20 protein-coding genes and 1 rRNA gene are annotated in these 21,884 nt (G+C 46.8%); 15 read left to right on the top strand and 6 right to left on the bottom strand.

The annotated features are described in order from the left end of the window. The gene (locus tag GUA98_RS18235; RefSeq protein ID WP_193724039.1) at nucleotides 1-1,458 is read right to left on the bottom strand and encodes a 4-hydroxyphenylacetate 3-hydroxylase family protein; all 1,458 of its coding nucleotides are present in this window, start codon (nucleotides 1,456-1,458) and stop codon (nucleotides 1-3) included. A gap of 203 nt (nucleotides 1,459-1,661) precedes the next feature. Further along, the gene (locus GUA98_RS18230; RefSeq protein ID WP_095292667.1) at nucleotides 1,662-1,814 is read right to left on the bottom strand and encodes a DUF1540 domain-containing protein; all 153 of its coding nucleotides are present in this window, start codon (nucleotides 1,812-1,814) and stop codon (nucleotides 1,662-1,664) included. A 452-nt stretch (nucleotides 1,815-2,266) separates the two neighbouring features. On the opposite strand from GUA98_RS18230, the gene GUA98_RS18225 reads away from it, so the two are divergent. Next, nucleotides 2,267-3,079, top strand: a complete 813-nt coding sequence (locus GUA98_RS18225; protein WP_193724038.1) for an AAA family ATPase — start codon at nucleotides 2,267-2,269, stop codon at nucleotides 3,077-3,079. Nucleotides 3,080-3,194: 115 nt separating this feature from the next. On the opposite strand, the gene GUA98_RS18220 is transcribed toward GUA98_RS18225, so the two are convergent. Both GUA98_RS18220 and GUA98_RS18215 read right to left on the bottom strand, forming a co-directional pair. Next, nucleotides 3,195-4,658 carry a sensor histidine kinase gene (locus GUA98_RS18220; RefSeq protein ID WP_193724037.1) on the bottom strand — a complete coding sequence of 488 codons (1,464 nt, stop codon included), beginning with the start codon at nucleotides 4,656-4,658 and terminating at the stop codon, nucleotides 3,195-3,197. Next, entirely contained in the window at nucleotides 4,643-5,329 is a 687-nt protein-coding gene (locus GUA98_RS18215) for a response regulator transcription factor (protein ID WP_193724036.1), read from the bottom strand. Before GUA98_RS18215 ends, GUA98_RS18220 begins: the two co-directional genes overlap by 16 nt. A gap of 189 nt (nucleotides 5,330-5,518) precedes the next feature. Here GUA98_RS18215 and GUA98_RS18210 point away from each other — a divergent pair, with 189 nt between their 5' ends. The 4 genes from GUA98_RS18210 to GUA98_RS18195 all read left to right on the top strand — a co-directional run bounded on the left by GUA98_RS18210 (nucleotide 5,519) and on the right by GUA98_RS18195 (nucleotide 13,126). Next, the gene (locus GUA98_RS18210; protein ID WP_193724035.1) at nucleotides 5,519-6,232 is read left to right on the top strand and encodes a YceI family protein; all 714 of its coding nucleotides are present in this window, start codon (nucleotides 5,519-5,521) and stop codon (nucleotides 6,230-6,232) included. A gap of 346 nt (nucleotides 6,233-6,578) precedes the next feature. After that, nucleotides 6,579-10,901 carry a glycosyl hydrolase 53 family protein gene (locus GUA98_RS18205; protein ID WP_193724034.1) on the top strand — a complete coding sequence of 1,441 codons (4,323 nt, stop codon included), beginning with the start codon at nucleotides 6,579-6,581 and terminating at the stop codon, nucleotides 10,899-10,901. 162 nt (nucleotides 10,902-11,063) lie between these two features. Beyond that, nucleotides 11,064-12,104, top strand: coding sequence for an SPFH domain-containing protein (locus GUA98_RS18200; protein WP_193724033.1), 1,041 nt, complete (start codon nucleotides 11,064-11,066; stop codon nucleotides 12,102-12,104). Then, nucleotides 12,101-13,126, top strand: a complete 1,026-nt coding sequence (locus GUA98_RS18195; RefSeq protein ID WP_227779806.1) for a sugar kinase — start codon at nucleotides 12,101-12,103, stop codon at nucleotides 13,124-13,126. Before GUA98_RS18200 ends, GUA98_RS18195 begins: the two co-directional genes overlap by 4 nt. A 24-nt stretch (nucleotides 13,127-13,150) precedes the next feature. Here the strand turns inward: GUA98_RS18195 and GUA98_RS18190 are convergent, their stop codons facing one another. After that, nucleotides 13,151-13,852 carry a Crp/Fnr family transcriptional regulator gene (locus GUA98_RS18190; RefSeq protein ID WP_193724032.1) on the bottom strand — a complete coding sequence of 234 codons (702 nt, stop codon included), beginning with the start codon at nucleotides 13,850-13,852 and terminating at the stop codon, nucleotides 13,151-13,153. Nucleotides 13,853-14,120: 268 nt separating this feature from the next. On the opposite strand from GUA98_RS18190, the gene GUA98_RS18185 reads away from it, so the two are divergent. The 8 genes from GUA98_RS18185 (at nucleotide 14,121) to GUA98_RS18150 (ending at nucleotide 20,301) form a co-directional block, all read left to right on the top strand. Further along, nucleotides 14,121-14,852, top strand: coding sequence for a ZIP family metal transporter (locus tag GUA98_RS18185; protein ID WP_193724031.1), 732 nt, complete (start codon nucleotides 14,121-14,123; stop codon nucleotides 14,850-14,852). A gap of 387 nt (nucleotides 14,853-15,239) precedes the next feature. Further along, nucleotides 15,240-15,848, top strand: a complete 609-nt coding sequence (locus tag GUA98_RS18180; RefSeq protein ID WP_193724030.1) for a hypothetical protein — start codon at nucleotides 15,240-15,242, stop codon at nucleotides 15,846-15,848. 34 nt (nucleotides 15,849-15,882) lie between these two features. Next, nucleotides 15,883-16,536, top strand: coding sequence for a hypothetical protein (locus GUA98_RS18175; protein ID WP_193724029.1), 654 nt, complete (start codon nucleotides 15,883-15,885; stop codon nucleotides 16,534-16,536). Beyond that, nucleotides 16,533-17,090, top strand: a complete 558-nt coding sequence (locus GUA98_RS18170) for a hypothetical protein (RefSeq protein WP_193724028.1) — start codon at nucleotides 16,533-16,535, stop codon at nucleotides 17,088-17,090. Before GUA98_RS18175 ends, GUA98_RS18170 begins: the two co-directional genes overlap by 4 nt. Before the next feature lie 55 nt (nucleotides 17,091-17,145). Further along, entirely contained in the window at nucleotides 17,146-17,880 is a 735-nt protein-coding gene (locus tag GUA98_RS18165; RefSeq protein WP_193724027.1) for an SMI1/KNR4 family protein, read from the top strand. Nucleotides 17,881-17,901: 21 nt separating this feature from the next. Further along, the gene (locus GUA98_RS18160) at nucleotides 17,902-19,203 is read left to right on the top strand and encodes a hypothetical protein (protein ID WP_193724026.1); all 1,302 of its coding nucleotides are present in this window, start codon (nucleotides 17,902-17,904) and stop codon (nucleotides 19,201-19,203) included. Nucleotides 19,204-19,246: 43 nt separating this feature from the next. Continuing rightward, a complete protein-coding gene (locus GUA98_RS18155; RefSeq protein ID WP_153979112.1) occupies nucleotides 19,247-19,693 on the top strand; it encodes a hypothetical protein in 447 nt (148 codons plus the stop codon). Then, a complete protein-coding gene (locus tag GUA98_RS18150; RefSeq protein WP_321573897.1) occupies nucleotides 19,690-20,301 on the top strand; it encodes an SMI1/KNR4 family protein in 612 nt (203 codons plus the stop codon). Before GUA98_RS18155 ends, GUA98_RS18150 begins: the two co-directional genes overlap by 4 nt. A 70-nt stretch (nucleotides 20,302-20,371) precedes the next feature. Here the strand turns inward: GUA98_RS18150 and GUA98_RS18145 are convergent, their stop codons facing one another. Then, complete coding sequence (locus GUA98_RS18145; RefSeq protein WP_193724025.1) at nucleotides 20,372-20,707, bottom strand: hypothetical protein; 336 nt, start codon at nucleotides 20,705-20,707, stop codon at nucleotides 20,372-20,374. Between the two features lie 106 nt (nucleotides 20,708-20,813). On the opposite strand from GUA98_RS18145, the gene GUA98_RS18140 reads away from it, so the two are divergent. Together GUA98_RS18140 and GUA98_RS18135 are read left to right on the top strand one after the other, a co-directional pair. Beyond that, nucleotides 20,814-21,290 (top strand): hypothetical protein, encoded by a 477-nt coding sequence (locus GUA98_RS18140; protein WP_153979110.1) that lies wholly within the window; start codon nucleotides 20,814-20,816, stop codon nucleotides 21,288-21,290. A gap of 477 nt (nucleotides 21,291-21,767) precedes the next feature. Beyond that, nucleotides 21,768-21,884, top strand: a 16S ribosomal RNA gene (locus GUA98_RS18135); the annotation flags it as partial.

The following is a 21,884-nucleotide window of genomic DNA, read 5'->3' as shown; positions in this document are numbered from 1 at the left end:
TTAATGATGCGTGTCTGCCAGGAAATTGTTAACGAGCTGACGATACGTGTCTACGCCAGAATAGGTTGAGTACAAGCGGTTGGATACGGTAATACTGTTCCCGAAGAAAAAACGTTCGAATTGGGTCTGTCTGCCGCCGAATGAACCTGCACCGAGCTCCCAGATCAAACGGAAAAGGGAAGTGCGCTGATGTGCTGTCATATCGGTTCCTCTCAGGTAGATGTCCAAATGCGCTGCTGCATCCGTTTTGAATTCTTCCTCCTGAGGCACCATAATCATCCCGCTTGAAGCCATTAACTGGATAATTACAATCATCTCGGGATACAGCTTCGGATATAAAATATTGGCAGCCATCAGTGGCTGTGGTGCAGGCAGTATAAAACCTCTACCATCAGGAATGGCACCAGCTTCAGCTGCGATGGCCAAGCCTTTAAGAGACTCAAGTCCGGCTAATACACGTGCTGTCTTTTCAACGACGTGTGCTTCAGAGGCAATGTCAAGCGTATCGGTGAGCAACTGAAGTGTTCCCAGAATGAATTCAGTTTTGGCTATATATCGGCATAACACTTGATGTCCCGCGTGAATGTGGAAGTTGCTTCCGCTAAATAGACGCGAGGACATTTCTTCGTTTCCGGCAAAGAAAATCCGATCATGAGGAACTAAGACATGATCAAAAATGACGATGTTATCCATTTCTTCGTATCTGGAGCTGAGCGGAAAATTAAAGCGTGATTCAGATGCATAGGTATCCCGGCAAACGAGGGTGATGCCTGGCAGATCATTAGGTACGGCAAACGCAAAGGCGAATGGATTCTCGTCGTCAAATGGGGCAGGTGAGGGGGACGGGTATACAAAAATTTCGTCACAAGTTGCTCCCTGTGTAGCCATCATGAATGCCCCAGTGATAATAAGGCCATCTTCGGTGTGCTCAACCACCTTGGCTGCGATTGCATCCTCCGTAGCATCTATTTGCCCGGATATTTTGCTGGCGTGTGGTTGTATAAAGGCATGAGAGAGGGTAATATCATTGTCACGACAGAAGGCATAGTAGTTCCTCAGATTTTCAGCGTACTGCGGAGACAACTCGTTAAGGAGATCCGCTGCAGTATAGAATGACATGATGGCCGTGTTCATATAATCGGGTGACCGACCCAGAAATCCGTGATGAGCGTTTGACCAGACACTCATCGCTTCACGGCGTTTCCGCAGATCATCCACTGTGGTGGGCGGCAGGAATGATAGTCCCACCGGTTTGCCGTCCGCGGGGGATTCGTACGTCATCTTGCCTGCAAGCAGCGGATCTGACTGCATGTCGTAGAGCTGCGCTTGTGTCTCCATAAGCCCTTTGAAAGCAAGATGCTCGGATCTTTTACCCGTAACGAGTTCTCCCTTATACCAGCAGGGGACAGTCTGGGCATTGATTCGTTCAATGTACTGCTTGCCACTTTTAACAGGCATCGTTATTCACCTCTTGGATCTAATCGTTCATGGGCAGATTGACTGCTCTCGTAGTTTACGTGGGCAGCAGCCATTATGTGCATCCTGACAGAGGAATAACGAACTTGACAAAAGGGCTTGATAATAATTATCATTCTTGTTACAATACAAAAAGAAAAAGGAACCGGCCAGGGCTCCTTTAACTTAAAACAATGGTCAAGTTTTTATTTTACTTCAAAGGTTTTGCAGTCTGTTTCAGCAGACTTGCTTGCTTCTTGGGAACTGTGGCTCACGATATAAATCGAATCAGCATTACATTTGTTCTCTTCAGCCCAGTGAACACAGGAATTCACTTCACACAATACGTCTTTTGCCATGATTAATAACCTCACTTTGAGTTAGATTACATTCGCTGGTATAAAGATAAGTTCGACTTTTCAAGTTGCCGCTTGAAGTTCGAAACTTTTTTGTCCTCTTAATAAAGAGGGCTTATTTGCGTTATACACAACGATGCACTTTCAGAATAGCAAATTTGGGCAGAGCATGCAACATGTGCAATTGTTATACAAAGCTTTTTGCGCGAGCGTGGAAGACTGACTTTGCAAAAAGGCAGTCGTATGCTATGATTAAATAGTAATTATTACGATTAATCAGAAATGCAATAAGAAACTCACCACTAACTCACGACAATCTTTTTTTAAGTCGTTTAATGTGAGGATTATAAAACTTAGTTGATCGTGCCTTTTATTCCACTTCTCAAACATCAATTAATTTAGGCTTGGAGATTCGCAGTACTCTCCTGGCATGAACGAAGGAGAGTTATCCAAACATGAGCAAAACAAATCATATGAATCGTATTCCCCGTGCCAAGGGAATAGATATGGCTGCTTTTTATTCACCAAAAGAGTGTACACGCAAAGTGAAGCACATCGTCTTCTCACAGGAGAACGAGCGTGTCATTGAGGAATTCCTGACCATTCTCGGCATGAAGGAACGCTTTGTGGAGCATGATGTTTCCATGCCGAACAAATTGGTCATGTTTGGTCCTCCCGGCACCGGGAAGACATTAACGGCATCATACCTGGCCTCACGGCTTAATCTCCCACTGGTTTTGGTACGTCTGGACGCCATCATTCACAGCCATTTGGGAGAGACGGCTACGAATGTACGCAAACTTTTTGAGTATGCACGCCTGAATCCCTGTGTCCTGTTTTTGGATGAGTTCGATGCCATTGGCCGCACCCGGGAGAGTAATGATGAAGTGAAAGAGATGGCCAGGGTAGTTAACACCTTGCTGCAGTGTCTGGATGAATTTGAAGGCTATAGCGTACTGGTGGCAGCCACCAATTTGGAAACCCAACTGGATCATGCCGTATGGCGTAGATTTGATACCAAAATAACGTATGGCATGCCGGATGAAGAGAGCAGGCAGCGATATATCAACAAACTGGTTGGACAATTTGAGCATCAGCCAGACCTGAAAACCTATATGTGCAAGCAGTTAAAAGGATGCAGTTACGCCGATGTAGAGCAGATTGTGCTCAAAGCCAAACGGAAAGCGATTATTACGGACAGTCCATTGCATAAACAATTGATAACGGATGCATATGATGAGTATATGCCGCGATTATTATCTACATAGAAGCTCAGCCGAAACATTACTGTTCGATAAACAAAATTAAAATGATATAACGAAACAGCCCTGCCAGGAATCCATTCAGGAAACCTGGCCGGGCTGTTCTGCTGTTTAAGATGATCTAAGCATTTACTGGTGAACGGTACGCTTTTTCCGGAGTTGTTGCATCAGGTGTCTTCCAGCGTGGCAATTTCAGCGTAAATAGACTTCCTTTTGGGCTGCTTGAGGTGAGGGTCAGATCTCCACCTTGTGCTTGAGCGAGAAGGCGGCTGTAAGTGAGCCCAAGTCCCAATCCACGAGACCGACGCTTCTTGAGCTCGCCACGGTAGAAACGTTCAAATATTTTGGATTGATCTTCCTCGGCAATGCCTGTTCCGTTGTCCTGTACGTCTACGTAGAGATCGTGTTCTTCAGCTCGCAAGCGAAAGTCAAACAACGCGGTTTGCCCCGAAGCTGTGGCCTGCAAACCATTATTCAGCAGATTGACGATAATTTGCTGAATCCGCAATGCATCACCGATCGTATACAGTGCCCCCGCAGGTACATGCATTGCCACTTCCGGTGATTGATCCTCGTAAGCGATTTTCCACTGGTAAATAATCTCCCCAACCAGCAGACTCAGATCAACGCGCTCATGGCGTACGGCAACACTGCCTGCACTCATGGCATTATAGTCCAGAAGATCAGCCACCATGCGTTCCATACGTTCCGATTCTTTTAATGCGATATCGAGAAATTCCTTGCCTTCCTGAGGGCTAACGATATCATCTCGAACGGCCATAACCAGTCCTTTGATGGAGGTAACCGGGGTTTTCAGCTCATGGGTAACGCCTGCCAGTGAGAGATTACGCCATTCCTCCAGCTGCTGTAATCGCAGGGACATTTCGCGAAAAGAATGGACGAGTTCATTCATTTCCTGCTCCCTGGTGTCAAGATTCAGGTTTACATCATAATTACCGGTTCGAATCTGCTCTGCAGCATGTGCAACCTGGCGAATGGGTTTGGACAGCTTGCGGGACAGAAGGTAGATCGTAAACCAGCCACACAGAATGAGAGCAGCAAACAGCAGACCTACGATGAGCAGAGTGTCTGGACTGTAAGTTATGGCTTTTTTGGACTGCAGTACCCATACTTTACCCAGCGTCTGGTCGGCATCCACTACATTGACCGTCACACCCGCAAATTTGTGGTTTCGCGGCTCGGACAGATCATCCGACAGTCTAGTATAGACTTCCTGCTGGGTCATTTTCGGGTTCGAATAGATTAATTGATTGTTGTTGTCGAGAATCATGATGCAAAAATGATTATCGGTATTAAAAAGCTGGGTACGCTTGTCCACCAATCGATCCAGATCAGGAGGGATGTGCAGTTTGTTTTCAGTCCCTGAAACCTTCTCCGCAATTTCAAGCCCCAGAAGCTCAGCGGTTTTGAGACCTTTCTCCAGGGAAGTGGTTCTGATCCAGTAGAGTGCCCCTGCCACAATAATGATGAAGCCGATACAGAGGATCAGAAAATATTGAAGCGTCCAATAGGAGAGAATGGATGTTTTTCGTTTAGGAGTTTTACGGCTCAGTTTGCGATCCAAAATTGATACCCCATTCCCCTTAAAGTCCGGATCTCTCCTGTTTCTGGCAGCCAGTGGGAGAGGGCCTGACGCAACCGCTTAATGGAAAGATCCACAGCCCGGTCACTTCCGTCATAGTCCATGCCCCATACCTGCTCAATGAGATGCTCCCGGGTGAATGTTCGATTCGGATATTCAGATAGGAACATCAGCAGCGACAGGTCGCGAGGCGTTAATGCCACTTCTGCACCATTCAGCAGTACCTGTTTGGCTGCCAGATCAATGACCAGATTGCCAAAATAACGTTTACCTTCCCCTTCTGCTGTCCAATGTGGATTGCGGCGAAGTACGGCGTTAACTCTTGCAACCACTTCCTCCGGCACAAAGGGTTTGCTCATATAATCGTCGGCACCGGCATTCAGCCCGTTGAGACGGTCCTGAATGTCGTCCAGTGCCGTTAGCATAATGACTGGGCAAGGGCTTTTTTCACGAATCACCCGCAGCAGATCCCAACCATCCATCCCTGGCAGCATGACATCGAGCAGAACGAGGGCGGGTACGTCAGAATTAAACAAAGTGAGAGCAGTGGGTCCATCTGCGGCGTGACGGACCTCAAAACCCGCCTTTCTCAGATAAGCAGCCAGCACACGCGCAATTGCTTGCTCATCCTCAACGATAAGTATGGATTTCAAGAAGGTGTCTCCTTTCACGACATAAGCTTGTGTACTGATTTTACATGAGCCGGAGCTTAAAGCCAATTAGGCAAATATTTTCAGAAAAAGAATGAAGCTTTCATCCATTTTGACGTCATCCTGACACATTGGGTTGATAAGATTCTTGCAACAACCAACATATACAATGACCAATTGGAGGAGATAGAGATGAACAAAAAGACAAAAACATGGGTGATATCCGGCGTCGCAGCAATCGCAATTCTTGGGGGCGGAGGTTACTATTTCGCTAACAGTTATATGGGAAACAACGTAGATATTGAGCAGGTACTACCAGCAAGCACCGCAGCATCCACAACGGAAGCAGGCACAGGTACCACGGTTGCTAATGAAGCAGCGGGCGCGGAGCAATTAAACGGGGATTGGACCATCAGCGAAGGCTCGAAGGTGTATTTCTCGGTAACGACATCACAGGAGACCGTCAATTTTGTGGACGAGCAGGTAAGCGGAACCTGGGCGATTAATGTAGACGATGCTTCCCAGATGAAAGCGGAAGGTCAGATTGAGATGAGCGGAATTGATTCGGGTAACGGTCAGCGCGATGGTCACGTGAAAGAAGCTGATTTCTTCGATGTTAGCACACATCCGCAAGCGACTTTTACGGCCACTTCTTTTGAAGGCATGCCAGCGGAATGGACTGCAGGACAAACCGTGGATTTTAAAATGAACGGTACCCTTACAGTGAAAGGCGTCGAAAAAGAGGTTACTTTTGATGCAAAGGCTGCCTATGAAAATGGTCAGGTACTGCTGTCTGCCACGACGACAGTAACTTTCGAAGACTTCGGTATGGAGAACCCTCACTCTGTTGTGTTATCCACAGAGAATGATATTCAGGTCCAACTGGAACTGAAGCTTGACAAATAATTGATTTGTTCATGAAATGAACGAGACACGGATCCTGATTTCAAAATAGAATTACTATTGATCCGGTCCCATCGGAAGGAATAATACAAATAGTAAACCTGTCCCAGATGCCGTAGGCAAAGGGGCAGGTTTTTTTGCGTTACGGCGTTGTTCTAACACAGGAGAAGCAGAGAGACTCAATGGTTCGAATGGTTCGGCTAGCAGCAAATGATATTAAACTGTTTGAAATAACTGCTGTTTCCTTTGGAAAATGCCGTGTTCCCGCTTGATCTAAAGCGCTTACAATAGTATAGATTTCATCATTGATTCAATCATGTTCAGTCAATCGAAAAGGGGGAGATCAAGAGTGAACAAGAAATACATAAGCGGCTGCCTCGTCTTACTCATGCTGTTCTGTGAGTTGGGCTTCTGGGTACGTCCGGCTGGGGCAGCAGGGGTAAACGTTGCATTGAATAAACAGGTTACCGTGAGTGCAGAGGATCTGCAGTACAATGGCAACAAGGAAAATGCCGTGGACGGCAGCGCCGACACCAAATGGAGTGCAGACAGCAGGAATGAAGCGGAGCAGCCTCATTGGTTAATGGTCGATCTGGGAGGAACGTACCAGGTATCGGGAGCTGAAGTGACATGGAAAGATAAAGGCCAGGTGGTACAGTACCATATTGAAGTGTCAGCAGATGGCGCTCTATGGACAACGGCTACGGATCACCGAACGAACGAAACAGCAGAAGACATCGCGAAGGTGAGTTTTCAGGCTAACGACGTGAGGTATGTGAAGGTTACGATTCCATATTATGCTGGAACAGATTGGTGGCCAGGCATTGCCGAATTGAAAGTCTGGGGGCAAGAAGAGGGGCTTACGCCAGAACTTATTACATCGTATTCTCCAATTACTGTTTCCACCCTAAAAGGTATTGCACCCGTAATGCCTGCTGAAGTGCAGGCTCATTATGCAAATGGAAAGACGGCAGATGTTCCCGTGTCATGGAACGCGATAGATCCGATTCAATATTCTTCCGCTGGAAGCTTCACGGTTACCGGGGATGTATATGGAGCGCCTACTCAACCGGTAGCTAATATTCAGGTTGGGGGATACCGGAATGATTTTGTACGTGGGGTAGACATTTCAACCTTAACGGCAATTGAAGACAATGGCGGTAAATATCTGGACAGTAATGGGACGGAAAGGGATTTGCTCGACATCCTTAAGGACCGCGGCGTGAACTATGTTCGTCTCCGACTGTGGAATGATCCACAGAAGTCAGGTGGATACAATGATAAAGATGATGTAATTCGACTAGCTAAACGTGTCAAGGAAAAGGGAATGAAGATCCTGCTGGATTTCCATTATTCCGATGAGTGGGCTCATCCAGGTCAGCAGCTTCGGCCGAAGGCATGGGAGGGCTTATCCTTTGAAGAACTGAAACAGGCGGTATTCAATTATACTTCTGAAGTCGTAGGTGAGATGAAATCATCCGGTGCCATGCCGGACATGGTTCAGATCGGGAACGAAATTAACAGCGGTGTTCTGAATGGCCTGAACAGCAATGTGAATTTTGATGAGAATGTTGCCTTGCTGAAGAGCGGTGTAGATGGGGTGCGCGCTGTTGATGGTGGAGATCAGGTTCAGATCATGATTCATCTGGCTGAAGGCGGCAAACCGGAGCTGTTTGATTGGTACTTTGGAGAAGTGGAGGAGCGCGGACTGGATTATGACATCATTGGGTTATCCTACTATCCGTTCTGGCATGGAACCTTCGCAGACGTACGGAAGACAATGAATACAGTCTCCGACAAATATAAAAAAGATGTAATCATTGCCGAGACCTCATATCCGTTTTCCTACAAAAATGGAGATGCCCACGGCAACATCATTGGCAGTCCAGAGGCACTGAATGTGGGAGGTGCGACTTTCCCGGCTACGTTGCAAGGTCAGCATGATGCCATCGCCGGCATTATGGATATGATTGCAGAAGTTCCAGATGGCCGCGGAGCGGGATTTTTCTACTGGGAGCCGGCATGGATTGCCGCCAATGTGGGTTGGATTGCTTCAGAGGGAGATGCGTGGGAGAACCATGCCATGTTTGACTATGATGAATACCCTGCCAATGGAGGGTACTCGTTCGAAGGTCGTGCCTTGGAATCACTGAATGTGTACAAACGAGGGATGGATACCCTGCCTGTAGACCGCCAGCAATTATGGGCAGCCATTAAACGCGGAAGTGAAATGGTGGCTTCTGATTATACGCCGTCTAGCTGGATAACCCTGGCACCAGCCATTCAGACAGCGAAGGACACATATCACAAAGCCTATACCTCAGAGGTTCTGACACAACAGGAGACTGATGAAGCTGCAGCAGCACTCGAAGCCGTTATGCAGCAACTTGAAGTTGTTCCGGCTGATCGGAAGGCGCTTGAAGACAAAATTGCAGAAGCTGAATCATACCATGAAGCAGATTGGTCAATGGCAACATGGGCCGTTTTTAGCAAAGCACTCGCCAAGGCTAAACTAGTACTTGCTGATCCTAGAGCGACCCAGACCGAAGTTAATCAGGCAGTGATTCATTTGGAGAAAGCCATTCAGGGATTGTCCGATGTAGACAAAACTCTGCTTATACAGCTCATCGAAGAGACTCAGCAGCAGAGTGAATCATCGTATACTTACCGAAGCTGGAGCCTTTTGCAGACGGCGCTGCAGGCAGCCATTGTGGTTAGAGACAAACCTGATGCCATCCAGTCTGAAGTCAATCAAGCACTGGAACAGCTTCAGCAAGCCGGTCGTGACCTTGTTCAACTCGAAGCCTTAACAACAGGGAAGACAGCAACAGCCTCCACGAGTGCAGGAACGGGCGGCGGACAGAGCAATTCACCTGACGGTGCGATTGACAGCAACCCGAATACATCATGGGGAACGGATCAAAGTGTAGGCAGCTGGTGGCAGGTGGACCTGGGCACCATTGCCAATATTCGTAAGTTAGAAATGTCCATGTGGAGTGGAGGCATCAAATACAGAATCGAAGTCTCTGAAGACAATGAAAATTATGTCACGGTGGTGGATACCACAAGTGATGTCGTTGTATCCACCAGTCCAAGGCACATATTGCCGGAAAACACTCAGGCACGTTACATTCGGGTTACCATCACAGCTGGTTCGACATGGGTAGGATTCATGGATTTTGAGGCATATGGAACATTCCCTGCAGACAAAACTGCTCTTCAGATGACCGTGGACTCAGCGTCCAAGCTTCAGCAAAATCAATACACGGCTGCGAGTTGGAGCAGGTTGGCGGAGGCGCTAAAAACAGCCAAGGAATGGATGGACGATATCGAAGCTTCAGTTCAGAATATCAGTGATGCTGACAGCGCATTAAAAGAAGCCATTCGTCAGTTGGTCCGGCAGGAGTCAACCCCTGGACCGTCGCAACCAGTCCAACCGTCACAACCATCCTCACCAGGAAGTCCAGCGGTTACAGTACCTGGATCTGAAATGGAATATCAGACCGAAAAGGGTTCTATCCTAATCAAAGGAGTTTTGACCGGGAATGATCAGTATTCTGTTTCGCTGAACGAACAGCAGCTGGTTCAGTTGGTTAAAGGGCTGGAAGCTGGGAACCATCAGCTGCGTTTGGTTACAGACATTGCTGAGCCATACCAAGCAGTCACATTCCAATTGCCTGTCGGAGCATGGCTTCAGACACAGGCGTTACAGACACTGGATCTGAGAGTGGGCCAGACATCGGTACGCATACCGATGAAATCACTTCAGGAGATCCATGCATCGACTGCCAAAACACTGGATGTGGTGATATCGAAGGGATCCACTGCGAATCTATCCGAGCAGCAAAAAGCAGTGATCGGTAATCACTCCGTTATCGACGTCAAACTATTCGTGGATGGCGAAGTGCTGCCTTGGACCGATCGAGCGATTGAGATCGCATTTTTGGGTATAGCTACACCGGCGACAGCGAATACAGTTCCCGTTGTTCAATCCATATCGCCAGATGGTCAGATGCAGACAGTCTTATATTCCGCATATGATGATTCTGCACAGGTCATGACGTTCAAGCCGCTTCAATCCGGTTCATTCGTTATTGTAGAGGTGAATGTGCCTCTGACGGATATACAAGCACATTCTTGGGCAGTGAATGAAGTAAAGAGTTTGTATGCTAAAGGAATTGTCTCCGGGATGTCTGGTGACCGTTTCGATCCGTTGGGTGAACTGACCAGAGCCCAGTTCTTGCATATGGTTGTGCAGGGAATTGGTGAGTCTCATGTTCCGAACCAAACCGGATACTTGTTAAGTGATGTATCCGAAGGACAATGGTATACGGATTCGATTCGACTTGGTTTGGAGTTGAACATTATTCAGGGGCGCCCTGACGGATCGTTTGGAGTGCATGAACGGGTTACCCGTGAAGAAATGGCGGTTATCCTGGAACGTGCCATGCAAGCGGTGAAGCAGGATGCAACATCCGATTTGGATGTATCCACTGGTGCTGATTTCAGGGATAACGAAGATATCGCAGATTATGCGAAGCAAGCCGTGTCATTTATGCAGCAGTTAGGTTTATTGAAGGGCATGGGCGATGGAAACTTCGCTCCCAAACAGACGGCTAACCGTGCACAAGGTGCTGTTGTCGTCGCCAGAATGATGGAACTGCTATATTAAAATTGTGAAGCAATAAAATAAAGACTTGTCTTAAGGCTGCGGCCGAGAGACGGGTCTTTTATTTTTTCAGGAAATCATTAATGTCATATTGACAATATCAATATTGTTTGTTATCATTTCGATAATATCATAATGACAATATTAAGAAATGGGGAATGAACGATGTTTGGATTCCGATTCGTGAAGTTTCAACCCAGTGAATATGTAATGAAAATTAAAAATGGCAAGGTGCAGCGCGAAGGTGTAGGACTGTCCTTTTATTATTATGAGCCTACAACGTCGGTTGTTGTTCTGCCTGTATCATCCGTCGATGTTCCGTTTATGTTCGAAGAAATTACTGCGGATTATCAAACGGTGACGGTTCAGGGCCAATTGAGCTACCGCATCGTGGATTACCTGGAAATAACGCAAAGCTTAAATTACACGTACAACTTACGCAAAAACAAATATATCTCGGACGATCCTGGCAAGCTTGATCAACGTGTGATTACGACGGCCAAAGTATTAACCAAGAAGCACTTGGAGCAGATGCCATTGAAGGAGGCCATTCAATCCAGTGAACGGCTTGCAAGCAGCATGAAGCGCGAAGTGGTGCAAAGTGAGGAGCTTGAGAAATTGGGCGTTGAGCTGATGAGTCTATCCATACTGGCCATTCTGCCGAATAAGGAAACGATGCGGGCGCTGGAGGCACAGGCACGGGAGGAAATTTTACGTCAAGCGGATGAAGCATTATATGTGCGACGCAATGCCTCCATTGAGCAGGAGAGACGAGTGAAGGAAAACGAGCTCAATACGGAAATAGCCGTGGAAACGAAAAAGCAGCAGATCAGGGAGACACAGTTACAGGCGGAGCGTTCGGTCAAACAGAAAGAAAATGAAATGGAGCAGGAGCAGCTTCAATTCAACACGGCCATGGAGGAACGGAGACAGCAGCTCATTGAATTGACCATTGCCAACCAAAATGCTGAAGCGGATGCGAAAGCCTATGAAATTGCTGCCGTTATGAGATCTTTGCAGGATGTTGAACCGAATGTGCTTCAAGCAATGGCCAATATGGGAATGAACTCGGATAAGCTGATTGCGCTGGCATTTCAGGAATTGGCAGAGAATGCAGGGAAAATTGGTCAGCTCAACATTTCGCCTGATCTGCTGCAGGGCTTAATGTCGACACCTGGAAGAGAGAAGGGAGGCCATGCACGATGAGACTGGGGAACTCCAATAAATCTTCACGTACACAGCATGCTGACCAAAACCATCTTGGTGATGCCAAGCTGATTCTGGTCAAACGGAGAACAAGATTGGAAGAACTCGTGGTGCGTTATAACACGGTGCAGCAGGCTCAATTTTACATTGAACGTCTTGGTGCCGATTTCAGTGATTATATTGAGGAGGATCGACGTTATCGACATGCCGTGCAGCAGGCCCAGCATCAGCTGGGTCAGCTCGGCCGGGTGCAGACCATTGACCGGGAACATGTGCCCAATTTTATATTCGGAGAACAGGACATCGTTGTGGTTGTAGGGCAGGATGGACTGGTGGCGAATACGCTCAAATATGTGACGGAACAGCCGCTCATCGGCGTGAATCCCGATCCCATGCGATGGGATGGCGTACTTCTTCCTTTTACGGTAGAGGATCTGAAGATGATTATCCCGGATGTCATGCGCAGGCAGCGTTCCTTGAAAGAAGTAACCTTGGCAAAAGTGGAACTTAACGACGGACAGTTTCTGTACGGGGTGAACGATCTGTTCATCGGACGGAAGACCCATGTCTCAGCCAGGTATGAGGTCCGTCTGGGCTCCTCGGTAGAACAGCAGTCATCAAGCGGTATTATAGTTTCCACAGGGCTCGGATCGACAGGCTGGTTCAAGAGTGTGCTGGCTGGAGCAGCCGGCATTGTGGGCTCCGAAGCTTGGAAGCATATGCACATCAATGATGATGTTAACGCTGTTAGTCCGGTTACCCGCGGGAATCAAGGAGAGAACTTTGGGTGGGATGCGCCCTATTTGTACTTTACAGTTCGTGAACCGTTCCCGAGCCGGACAACAGCAGTTAACCTGGTGTTTGGTCAGGTTCATCCGAAACAGCCCCTGCGCATCGTATCGCAAATGCCTGAAGATGGGGTCATTTTTAGCGATGGTGTGGAACAGGACTTTCTAGAATTCAACTCGGGGGTGGAGGCCACCATTGGTCTGGCAGAGAAGCGGGGGCGTCTCGTCGTTTAATCGTTTATTGCCATCAAAGACTGTTCAAGTATCGCGTAAATCCTTTAAGGCCTGAAGATCATGGATAATGATCTGTTTTCGATCTACTTCAAGCTGATTCTCCTTCGTGAGCTGATTCAACAAACGATTGGCTGTTTCCCTGGTCGTGCCAATGGAATTGGCGAATTCCTGATGTGTCATGGGCAAGTTGATAATGATTTTGTGACCGGAAGGCTGACCGTGCTGCTCAGCTAACATCAGCAGGAAGGAGAGCACACGATTACGAACGTCCTGACCGGATAGCACCTGCAGTTTATCCTGCAGTTCGCGAATTTTATCACCGAGCACCCGCATGATTTTGATCGCAATGGTTGGTGTATTTAGCATAAGGCGTTCAAACAGCCTGACCGGGATCGCAATCAGTTCCACAGGCGTGATGGCTTCTGCTGTAGCAGGATAAGGATGGGCATTGAAGAACCCGGTATGCGGAAACATATCTCCCGTTTTCAAAAAGGAAACGATCTGCTCATGCCCATTCTCATCTGTTTTAAACGCTTTTACGATACCCGTTCGGATAAAAAATACAGCTTCCTTTTCGGTGCCTTCGGAAAAAATAACCGCTTTTTTATGAATGGATCGGGAAATGGCGATATCCTCCACCTGCTTCAATTCCTCAGGACTTAGATCCTGGAAAATGGGGAACTGTTGAAGAAACTCTGCCGCCGTATCTTTGTTTTCCCTGCTCATCAAGATTCATCCTTTCTATAATACATGGCCAGTGGCTGCATCTACTGCTATTCATAGCAGCACTTGGATAGTTGAGATGATGCAGTTCGCCTATGAATGATTTAAGGTACCATGTGCATTTGTTTTCTTTTCACATTGTACAGGAAGTCTGTTCTTAGTGAAATCAGTCTTACTCTATCTTACGGGTGGTCTGCCTGATGTTTGTGGGGCTACAACCCAGGTTAATGAAAGGATAGATGTGATATAGACTTGAGAGGGGATGACCCGGATGTGGGCTGCATTCATGTGGGGAGGCATCTCCGCTTCAGCCGTAGTTATTGGTGCTCTTGCTGCACTTTTTCTCAAGATCCCTAAACGGGTGATTGGCTGGATTATGGCCTTCGGTACGGGAACTTTGATTGGGGCAGCTTCATTTGAACTGATTGGCGATGCCCTGAATGACGGAGGGATTATACCGACAGCAATAGGATTTACAGCGGGTGCTGTTGTGTACACCTTGTTCGATCTGCTTATTTCCAGCAAGGGTGGTGGCGGGCGCAAACGTTCAGCACACTCGAAGACTGGAGACAGCAATCAGAGCGGGCTCGGCATTTTTGCAGGTACGGTGATGGATGCCATTCCTGAATCCATTATGCTGGGAGCAAGTTTACTGACCGGCAAGGGTGTGAGTGTGGTGCTCATCGTTTCCATATTTGTAAGCAATATTCCTGAAGGGTTGTCAAGCACCGTGGGTTTGCGGGGCAATCACTATTCCAAATCTAGAATCATCGTGATGTGGCTTGGTGTACTGTTGATTTCTGCGCTTGCGGCCCTAGGTGGATATCTTTTTCTGGAACAGCTTCCGGATGAAATGGCTGCGGCCATTGGCGCATTTGCAGGTGGCGGCATTATCGCCATGATCTGTTCTACCATGATGCCTGAAGCTTTTGAAGAAGGTGGTCCTGTCGTAGGCTTCATTGCTTCCATGGGGCTGCTTGTATCCCTGCTGCTTGATCTGTAAGAAAGCAGCATGCCATAAAAGAGTATTCGCTCTCATACATTTTGAGATGCGGATACTCTTTTATCTCAGCAGAGAATAAAACAGCCTGCGATGATGGCCATATTTTATTTTTTAAAGTGAAATTATTCACAAACGATACAAGACCATGCCGAAACCATGTCTCGTGTACCACAGCCCGATGCGGACAATTGTGACTGAAACAGACTCTCCCTAACGCCTCAAGATTCAAAATTCCCGTAAATAGTCACGTTTCTTGTACTACGCGATGGAGTTACTTATAATTTTAGGTAGCGCCGGGTGGTAAATATTGAGGGTTGAAATTTTTGTTTACTGCCATGCGGATGAAAGCCAAATAAAATTCCCTCGAAGAAAGGAGTCGGTTTATTAATGAAGCGATTTGTGGACGAAGGGGCCTATAAATATAATTTTTATTGGGTACTCCGCCGAGGTGAGCGTGTGGATGTCACATGTCAATCCTGTGGTGGTCATGCGTATATTGAAGAATGTCAGGATGAAATCACGTGGAAGTGCTCGTCATGTTATGCGCATGGGGTGGAGAAACAAGTGTATCAATATCATGCCAAGGGTAATTGTACTCTCTGTGAACGATGGTTCAATGTTGAGGTAACAGATGAGAAAAAAGTATCACATAAATCAACGCACATCCATTGCCCGCACTGCGGCGCAGTCAATCAGGCCGAGCTGCATAGCAAGCCGGTTTGCAGAAGATATATTATGGACACCCGTGACGGGAGAGACCCCGTTTTTGGGATGGAGTTATATTTCCTGGACCACGTTCGAGAAAAATTGGTATGGGCTGTTAACAGGGCACATTTAAATTATCTGATTTCGTATGTTTCCGCCGATCTGCGGGTACGACGTGGAAATGTGCCGTTAAAAACAGCATCACATTATCTACCTGTATATATGAAGGAAGCAAAAAACAGGGATCAAATGGTGCGTACACTCACCAAGCTTCAGCACAAAACGGGCTAAGGATGATGCTGTACATGTTTGAAGGAGGAAAGGAATGAAATTGCGCGGCAAGCTGCTTACTTTGGCTATTATTTTAGGGATACTGATGATCCCGGCCTTTTTTATTTTACAAACGTTTGGTGTGTTCCAGAAAGAAAAAGTTTTATCAGACTATGCGCTCGCGATCGATGTGGATGGAAAACCGTATGATGCATGGCCGCTGATCAACAGTTTCGCTGCCATGGATAAGAGCGGAGATCATCGCCAGCTGTATTACCGGGTGGATATGAGCGATATTAACTACCTTTTTCAATTGGCTTATCAGGAGTATGACATTACACCCGACAACGAGAATCCCTATTTGGCAGGGAAGGTGGACTACCATAGCCTTGAAACCACGTATGTGAAATCGGAAATGGAATATTCCAACGCCAAGGATTACACCACCTTCCTTCATTTTTACAACAAAGAAGGACAGGAGATTTATACTTATGAATCTACGGGCAAGGGCGATGGGAGTCTGGTACAATCCATTATTCATCAAGGGATGACTCGCTCTCATAACGGAGGAAGTGAGCCGGCACGTGACCCGTACCTGAACATTACGGCACTATTTCACGATAAGCTGCATGTGGATGTCAACCTGACCGTAGATGAAGAAAAGAAAATTGTATGGATACGAATGAATAAAGCGGAGGCGAGACCATGAATTTGTTTGGCGTGCATAATGGACCTGCATATCTGGAAGGGATCGTTAAGAAAGTAACGGACGGGGAGAACGAGGAAGTGGAGTGGAAAGGCAAGCTGCAAATGAGTGATGGCCATGACAAGTTCCATATCTTTTATTATGGTGACTTGATGGAAGATGATCTGATAACCTGGCAGGATTCGACACCGTTAATTGTATATGCCGAGCACACGGTAACCGGAGAGCGTTACCTGCTTATTGATGCAGCCAAACATGGTTATGATGCGATGCTGTGTGAAACTTATCCGGAGGAAGAGCTGAGCAAGAGGGCGCTGCGTCCTTATCTGGACGTAGAAGGAGAAGATACGTTTGAAGTTCACTTGTCTGCCTTTTATAACGTTCCTTGGGATGAGGAGTTCGGAGAAGATGTGGATGAAGACGGAACCTACGAATTGATTACGGGTGAACATATGGATTTTGAGCAGGTTAAACGGGATGGATATGATGCATTCTCGATTCGTATAGTGAATCGTAAAGGCGTAACTACGGAAATTGTTCAGGAGGAGCTTGCCTGATTGTTCATTTGAATTATAGGACAGAGATCGGATTGGAAGATAGGAGATGTCGTTCATGTACGTGGTAAGTCATAGGTTAAAACCGGTATCAGCGGAGGAGCTTGGACATTTTGAGCAGCAGTATTCTGTATCATTGCCTGCATCCTATCGTCAGTGGCTTGAACAATATGGAGAAGGAACCTATTCGGGTTGGATGAATATCCAGCGGCCCGATCAGGAGGTATTGAAGCCTTTTGCAGAGTATGATTTTTGGATGCATACCGAAGATACGCCTGTCAGTCAAGATCAGTTGAAGGAGTGCATTAGTATTGGCAGTTCTGTGGATGGAGATTTTCTGGCCATTCATCCGGAGATTGACGGTCTGCTGTGGCTCCCTCGCCACGATGAACAGATTACGTTGTGGGAACATACCGAATCCGAATTTGGAGATATGCTGGATAAGATCTATGCTGGATACTACCGCCAAGCTGCTCCAAGCACGCTAAGGTATTATGAACCGTGGAATGAGCTGAGGAATCATACCTTTTACCACTTGCAGGATAACGGGGAAGAGCTCTCCCTCCACCACTTGTCCAAGTTATGCCAATCGCAGTTCAAGTGGGATGCCGTGATGGAAAATGAATATACCTGTAAGCTGTTTATGGCTTCAATCGGTGGATACCTGCGTTTTAATTACGCGTATGGGAGAGAAGTTGCTCTTTTCTATGAGGAAACGGACGGCAACCGAGGTACAACAGATTACGACATCGAACAATTTTTGCTCGCACATCACTGTAAAATCATGAATTGACACGGAGTGGAGGACTCACGGATGAGTTGGTTAAACGAACAGATCGCGAAGCAGTGGAGGAATGAAGGGAGACGCTATGCCCAGAGTGTAAATGATTTTGTGCGCAGAGGTATGGCGGGAGAAAAGCCGGATGAATCCGAGCTGACAGACGACGGAAGAGCCGGAATCAGTGCGCAAGTGTGGGACATGGTGAAGAAGGCCAATGAGCAGAACGATCTGCAAAGACTGCGCACGGAGTTGCCAGCAGCGACTTGGCCTTTCAATGAAACCTTCCAGTCATCCATGCAGGCCGTGCGTGTAGCCGGATATCTGAACAACAGTACCGTTGTGTTTAATAGTGGTTTTCATACAGATCAAGGGTGTGTGTATACTGCGGATTCCGAGCAAGTACTTTCTTTTCCGCAATATCAATTTGCGGGCCAGTCCCCGGATGCTGCACAGTATGCTCTGGCAGGCAGTGAGGGGATTCGGGTGATAACGCATCCAGATCGTCATCTGGAAGGAAAAGAAGTGGCCATGTTCCGCTGGGACGAGATTCAATCGGCTATTCACCAGGCGCTGCCTCGAATTGAATCTCTTGCAGACTGTGAATACCCGGAGCGTACACTTGAAGGGCTTATTCCATTTGATGAAGGTCAGGCCCTCCTCATTTTGTCCACTTACGGAATTTATCTGGTGAAACATGGCAAGGTATCTCCAATTCATCCCGATCCTGCAGAGGTGGAGGAGCATGAATTGGAGGATACACAAATTTCCATGGGTCATGCTGCGGTATCACAGGATGGGCGATGGATTGCGTTTGGCAGTCAGGTCAGTGACCATATGCTTCTGGATCTTGAACGTAATCATACTTATTCTCTCTATCCGGAGTCCAGCTATCCGCATCATGCGTTATTTACCAGAGATAGCCGGAAGGTATGGTTTAATGCATGTCATTTTTATAATGGAGTTACAATGCAGGTGGAATTGAGTGAAGTGGAAGGCAATGAATCCAGAGAAGATTGGCCGATAATGGATGAGATTGCTCGTGTCTATACTTCGGTAGAAATACCTGAAGGCATGGTTCTTGGTGATGCTTACGGCTATCTCAAATGTATAGATAAGAAGGGTCAGGAAGTTTGGAGACATTTTGTAGGCAGCACCATCTATTCACTGGCACTTTCGCCTGACCAATCCAGACTTGCAGTAGGTACGTTTGGAGGCATGGTGCACATTCTTGATCTGCATGCTGACCAGATGGATGACTATAGTATAGGAACAGGAACGCTCTGTGAAGTAGAGCGCTTTATGGTATGGCGTGGAAAGCAGCCTTTACGATGGTAAAGTGGGGGATGTATGACATGCAAAAAGAAATGGGGAACGCTCATTGAGAATTGAAGAAGCTGTGCTTTTGTTGAAATGTCATGCCTTTGTTCATGACAATCTAGAGCACCCCAAGATGGAAAGCGGCTTTCTGGGAAGCCTGCGCCCTTACCGCGGGCAATTAATCGAAGAAAACTTTCACGAGTTAATGGAAATTGTCCGCACGTTGGTACCACAACTTAAGCAGCCCGCACTAAACCGGGAAGTGATGTCCTGCTTATGGAGCATTATGCATTTGGCGCGTGCATGGGCGATATCGGCTGATGGTATGCTGCGCAGGAACCAACTCATTTCGGATGAGCAAATTGCCTTAATGGAAGAATGGCTGGACCTCCTCTCTTACGCCGTCATGATTCTGATTGAAGATGGCGGTGAAGAAGAAGCGTTCTGGGGATATAAGGAATATATGCGGGAACAGGCAGAAAATGGTGAGAAGGGGAGAAGGTTGTGAAATCGGATATTCACGAAAGAATGCATGAACTGATGAATCATTTGAATGAAGTATTGGATGTTAAAGTGAAGGATGAAGAGATTAGGCAGCTATACAATGAGTATCAGGAGAAGAAAGGAGCTTCCGAGGATCGTTTGGCTGCTTTTGAAACCGAGATGCATGTCCGGCTGCCCGAAGATTTTCGCGAGTTCTACAAATGGAAAGATGGTAGCGGCTATGCCTTTCATATCCTGTATCCCGGAGATGCCGAGAGAGAGGAATGCACCCCGTTTTACATGATGTCACTTGATGAGATAAGGGAAACCAAGCAATATTTCTGTGAGCGTGATGAGAAGCTGAGTGAGTATTATTCCGCAGAAGAGATCAGCAAACTTGACCCCGAGATCAAACCTTATTTATTTCATAAACCGTGGATTCCCTTTGCGACAATGGCTGGTGGTTCCCTGTATTTGATGCTGGACTTTGACCCGGCAGAACAGGGGAGTTATGGCCAGATTATTATGTATGTACATGATCCCGATTTTGTTTATTTTATTACAGACACATTCACTAACCTGCTGAAAGATTCTAATCGTAATCTGGAGATTATGGATGAGATTGAGTACTAGGTAACTAGTGAAGTCGTAAAATCATAAATAGCAGGAACTGCCTGTAGCAGCTCCTGCAAGATTCCAAATGTTATCCCTGCTGGAAAAAGCGATGACCGTGAAAACCTCCGGGACCTCCACCTGGAGGACCACCAGGACCTCCGCCATGTGAACCACCGGGATAGCCGCCTCCAGGGAATGGTCCGTGATGTCCGCCTGGGTATCCGCCTCCCGGATGCCCTCCATGCCACCAAGGACCGCCATAGGGAATGGGCAAAGGCAGTGGGTAATATGGCGGGTATGGATAGGGGTATGGATAAGGGTAAGGATAAGGGTAAGGATAAGGGGATGGCGGTGTTGGTGGATAATATGGATAAGGATACCCCGCAGTGGACGGAGATGAAATCGAACCAGGTCCGTATGCCATGTAATCAGCCTCCTGTTATCGAATAGATGATATCAGCCTATGCCACAATGCAATCGCATGACACTGTAGAAATAATCAGAAATATTGAACATGTAGGGGGATTGACATGAGAATAATACCTTTTCATACGGCTCCAAGCGGCGATGCCTATAGATATTTAATTGACGAATTGATTGATAGGACGGGTCGCTTTTTCCTTGTGGACAGACGACACGACATAGGGGACATTCCAGCGGAAGTGGCTAGAGTTTTCGAGAGATTAAAGCCATATCTGATTGAGCGTTGTACCACGGAAGAAATGATGATGAGGACAAGAGCATTCTACACAGAAGGAATCTATTACATATATGAATGTACGCCAGCCGCTGGACAGATTCTGAAGGAAGAAGCCGATGGTTTCCTCGATTGGCTGTATCCCTCTTTGCCAGAGGATCTGTGCTTTCTGAATGAAGACGGAAGCGATCATTTGTATACGGAAGCACATGAAGATGGATGTGGAATGCGAATTACAGAACAAGAAGCGAGAGATCTAATGAAGCGTATTCCTGGTTTAATGTTTATTATGGAAAGGTTCCCTTCCTAATGAAGCTAGAGACTGAAGCCAAAGGCAGATTGGGGTTTTGGCAAATTGCAGTTCTTTGCAGTTCAACTTGCTTAAAGTCCTGGAATAATTTACAACTAGCTAGTTAGCTAACAAAATGATATATTATTCTTCCGGCCGCAAAAGGCACGGAAAACTCTCGAAAAATATTTCGAGAAATAACTTTACAAGATATAATAAAATGTGATATATTCTAATTCCGGCCTTGATAGAGTCGGAAACGAAGTTTGATCTTTGAAAACTGAACAACGAGTGAGTAATGATCTTACTTTGTAAGATCGATGCTGAGAAATGGGTACAAGTCATCTGACTGTATGATTTTGAAGCGAAAATGAGATTTTTAATCTCGTCAGATTCAAAATGAGCTAATCGCTCTTTTCAATACTGGCTGCAAGACATTCATCCACTCAGCCGAGTTGGACCGGATGTCATGCAGGACGATGTTGCTCTGCAACATCTTTATTGGAGAGTTTGATCCTGGCTCAGGACGAACGCTGGCGGCATGCCTAATACATGCAAGTCGAGCGGAGTTGATAGGAAGCTTGCTTCCTTGATGCTTAGCGGCGGACGGGTGAG

The organism is Paenibacillus sp. P13VS (assembly GCF_015143645.1).
Lineage (GTDB): Bacteria > Bacillota > Bacilli > Paenibacillales > Paenibacillaceae > Paenibacillus > Paenibacillus xylanilyticus_A.
The sequence above is the reverse complement of the archived record's forward strand: the minus strand, read 5'-3'. Positions and strand labels throughout refer to the sequence as shown.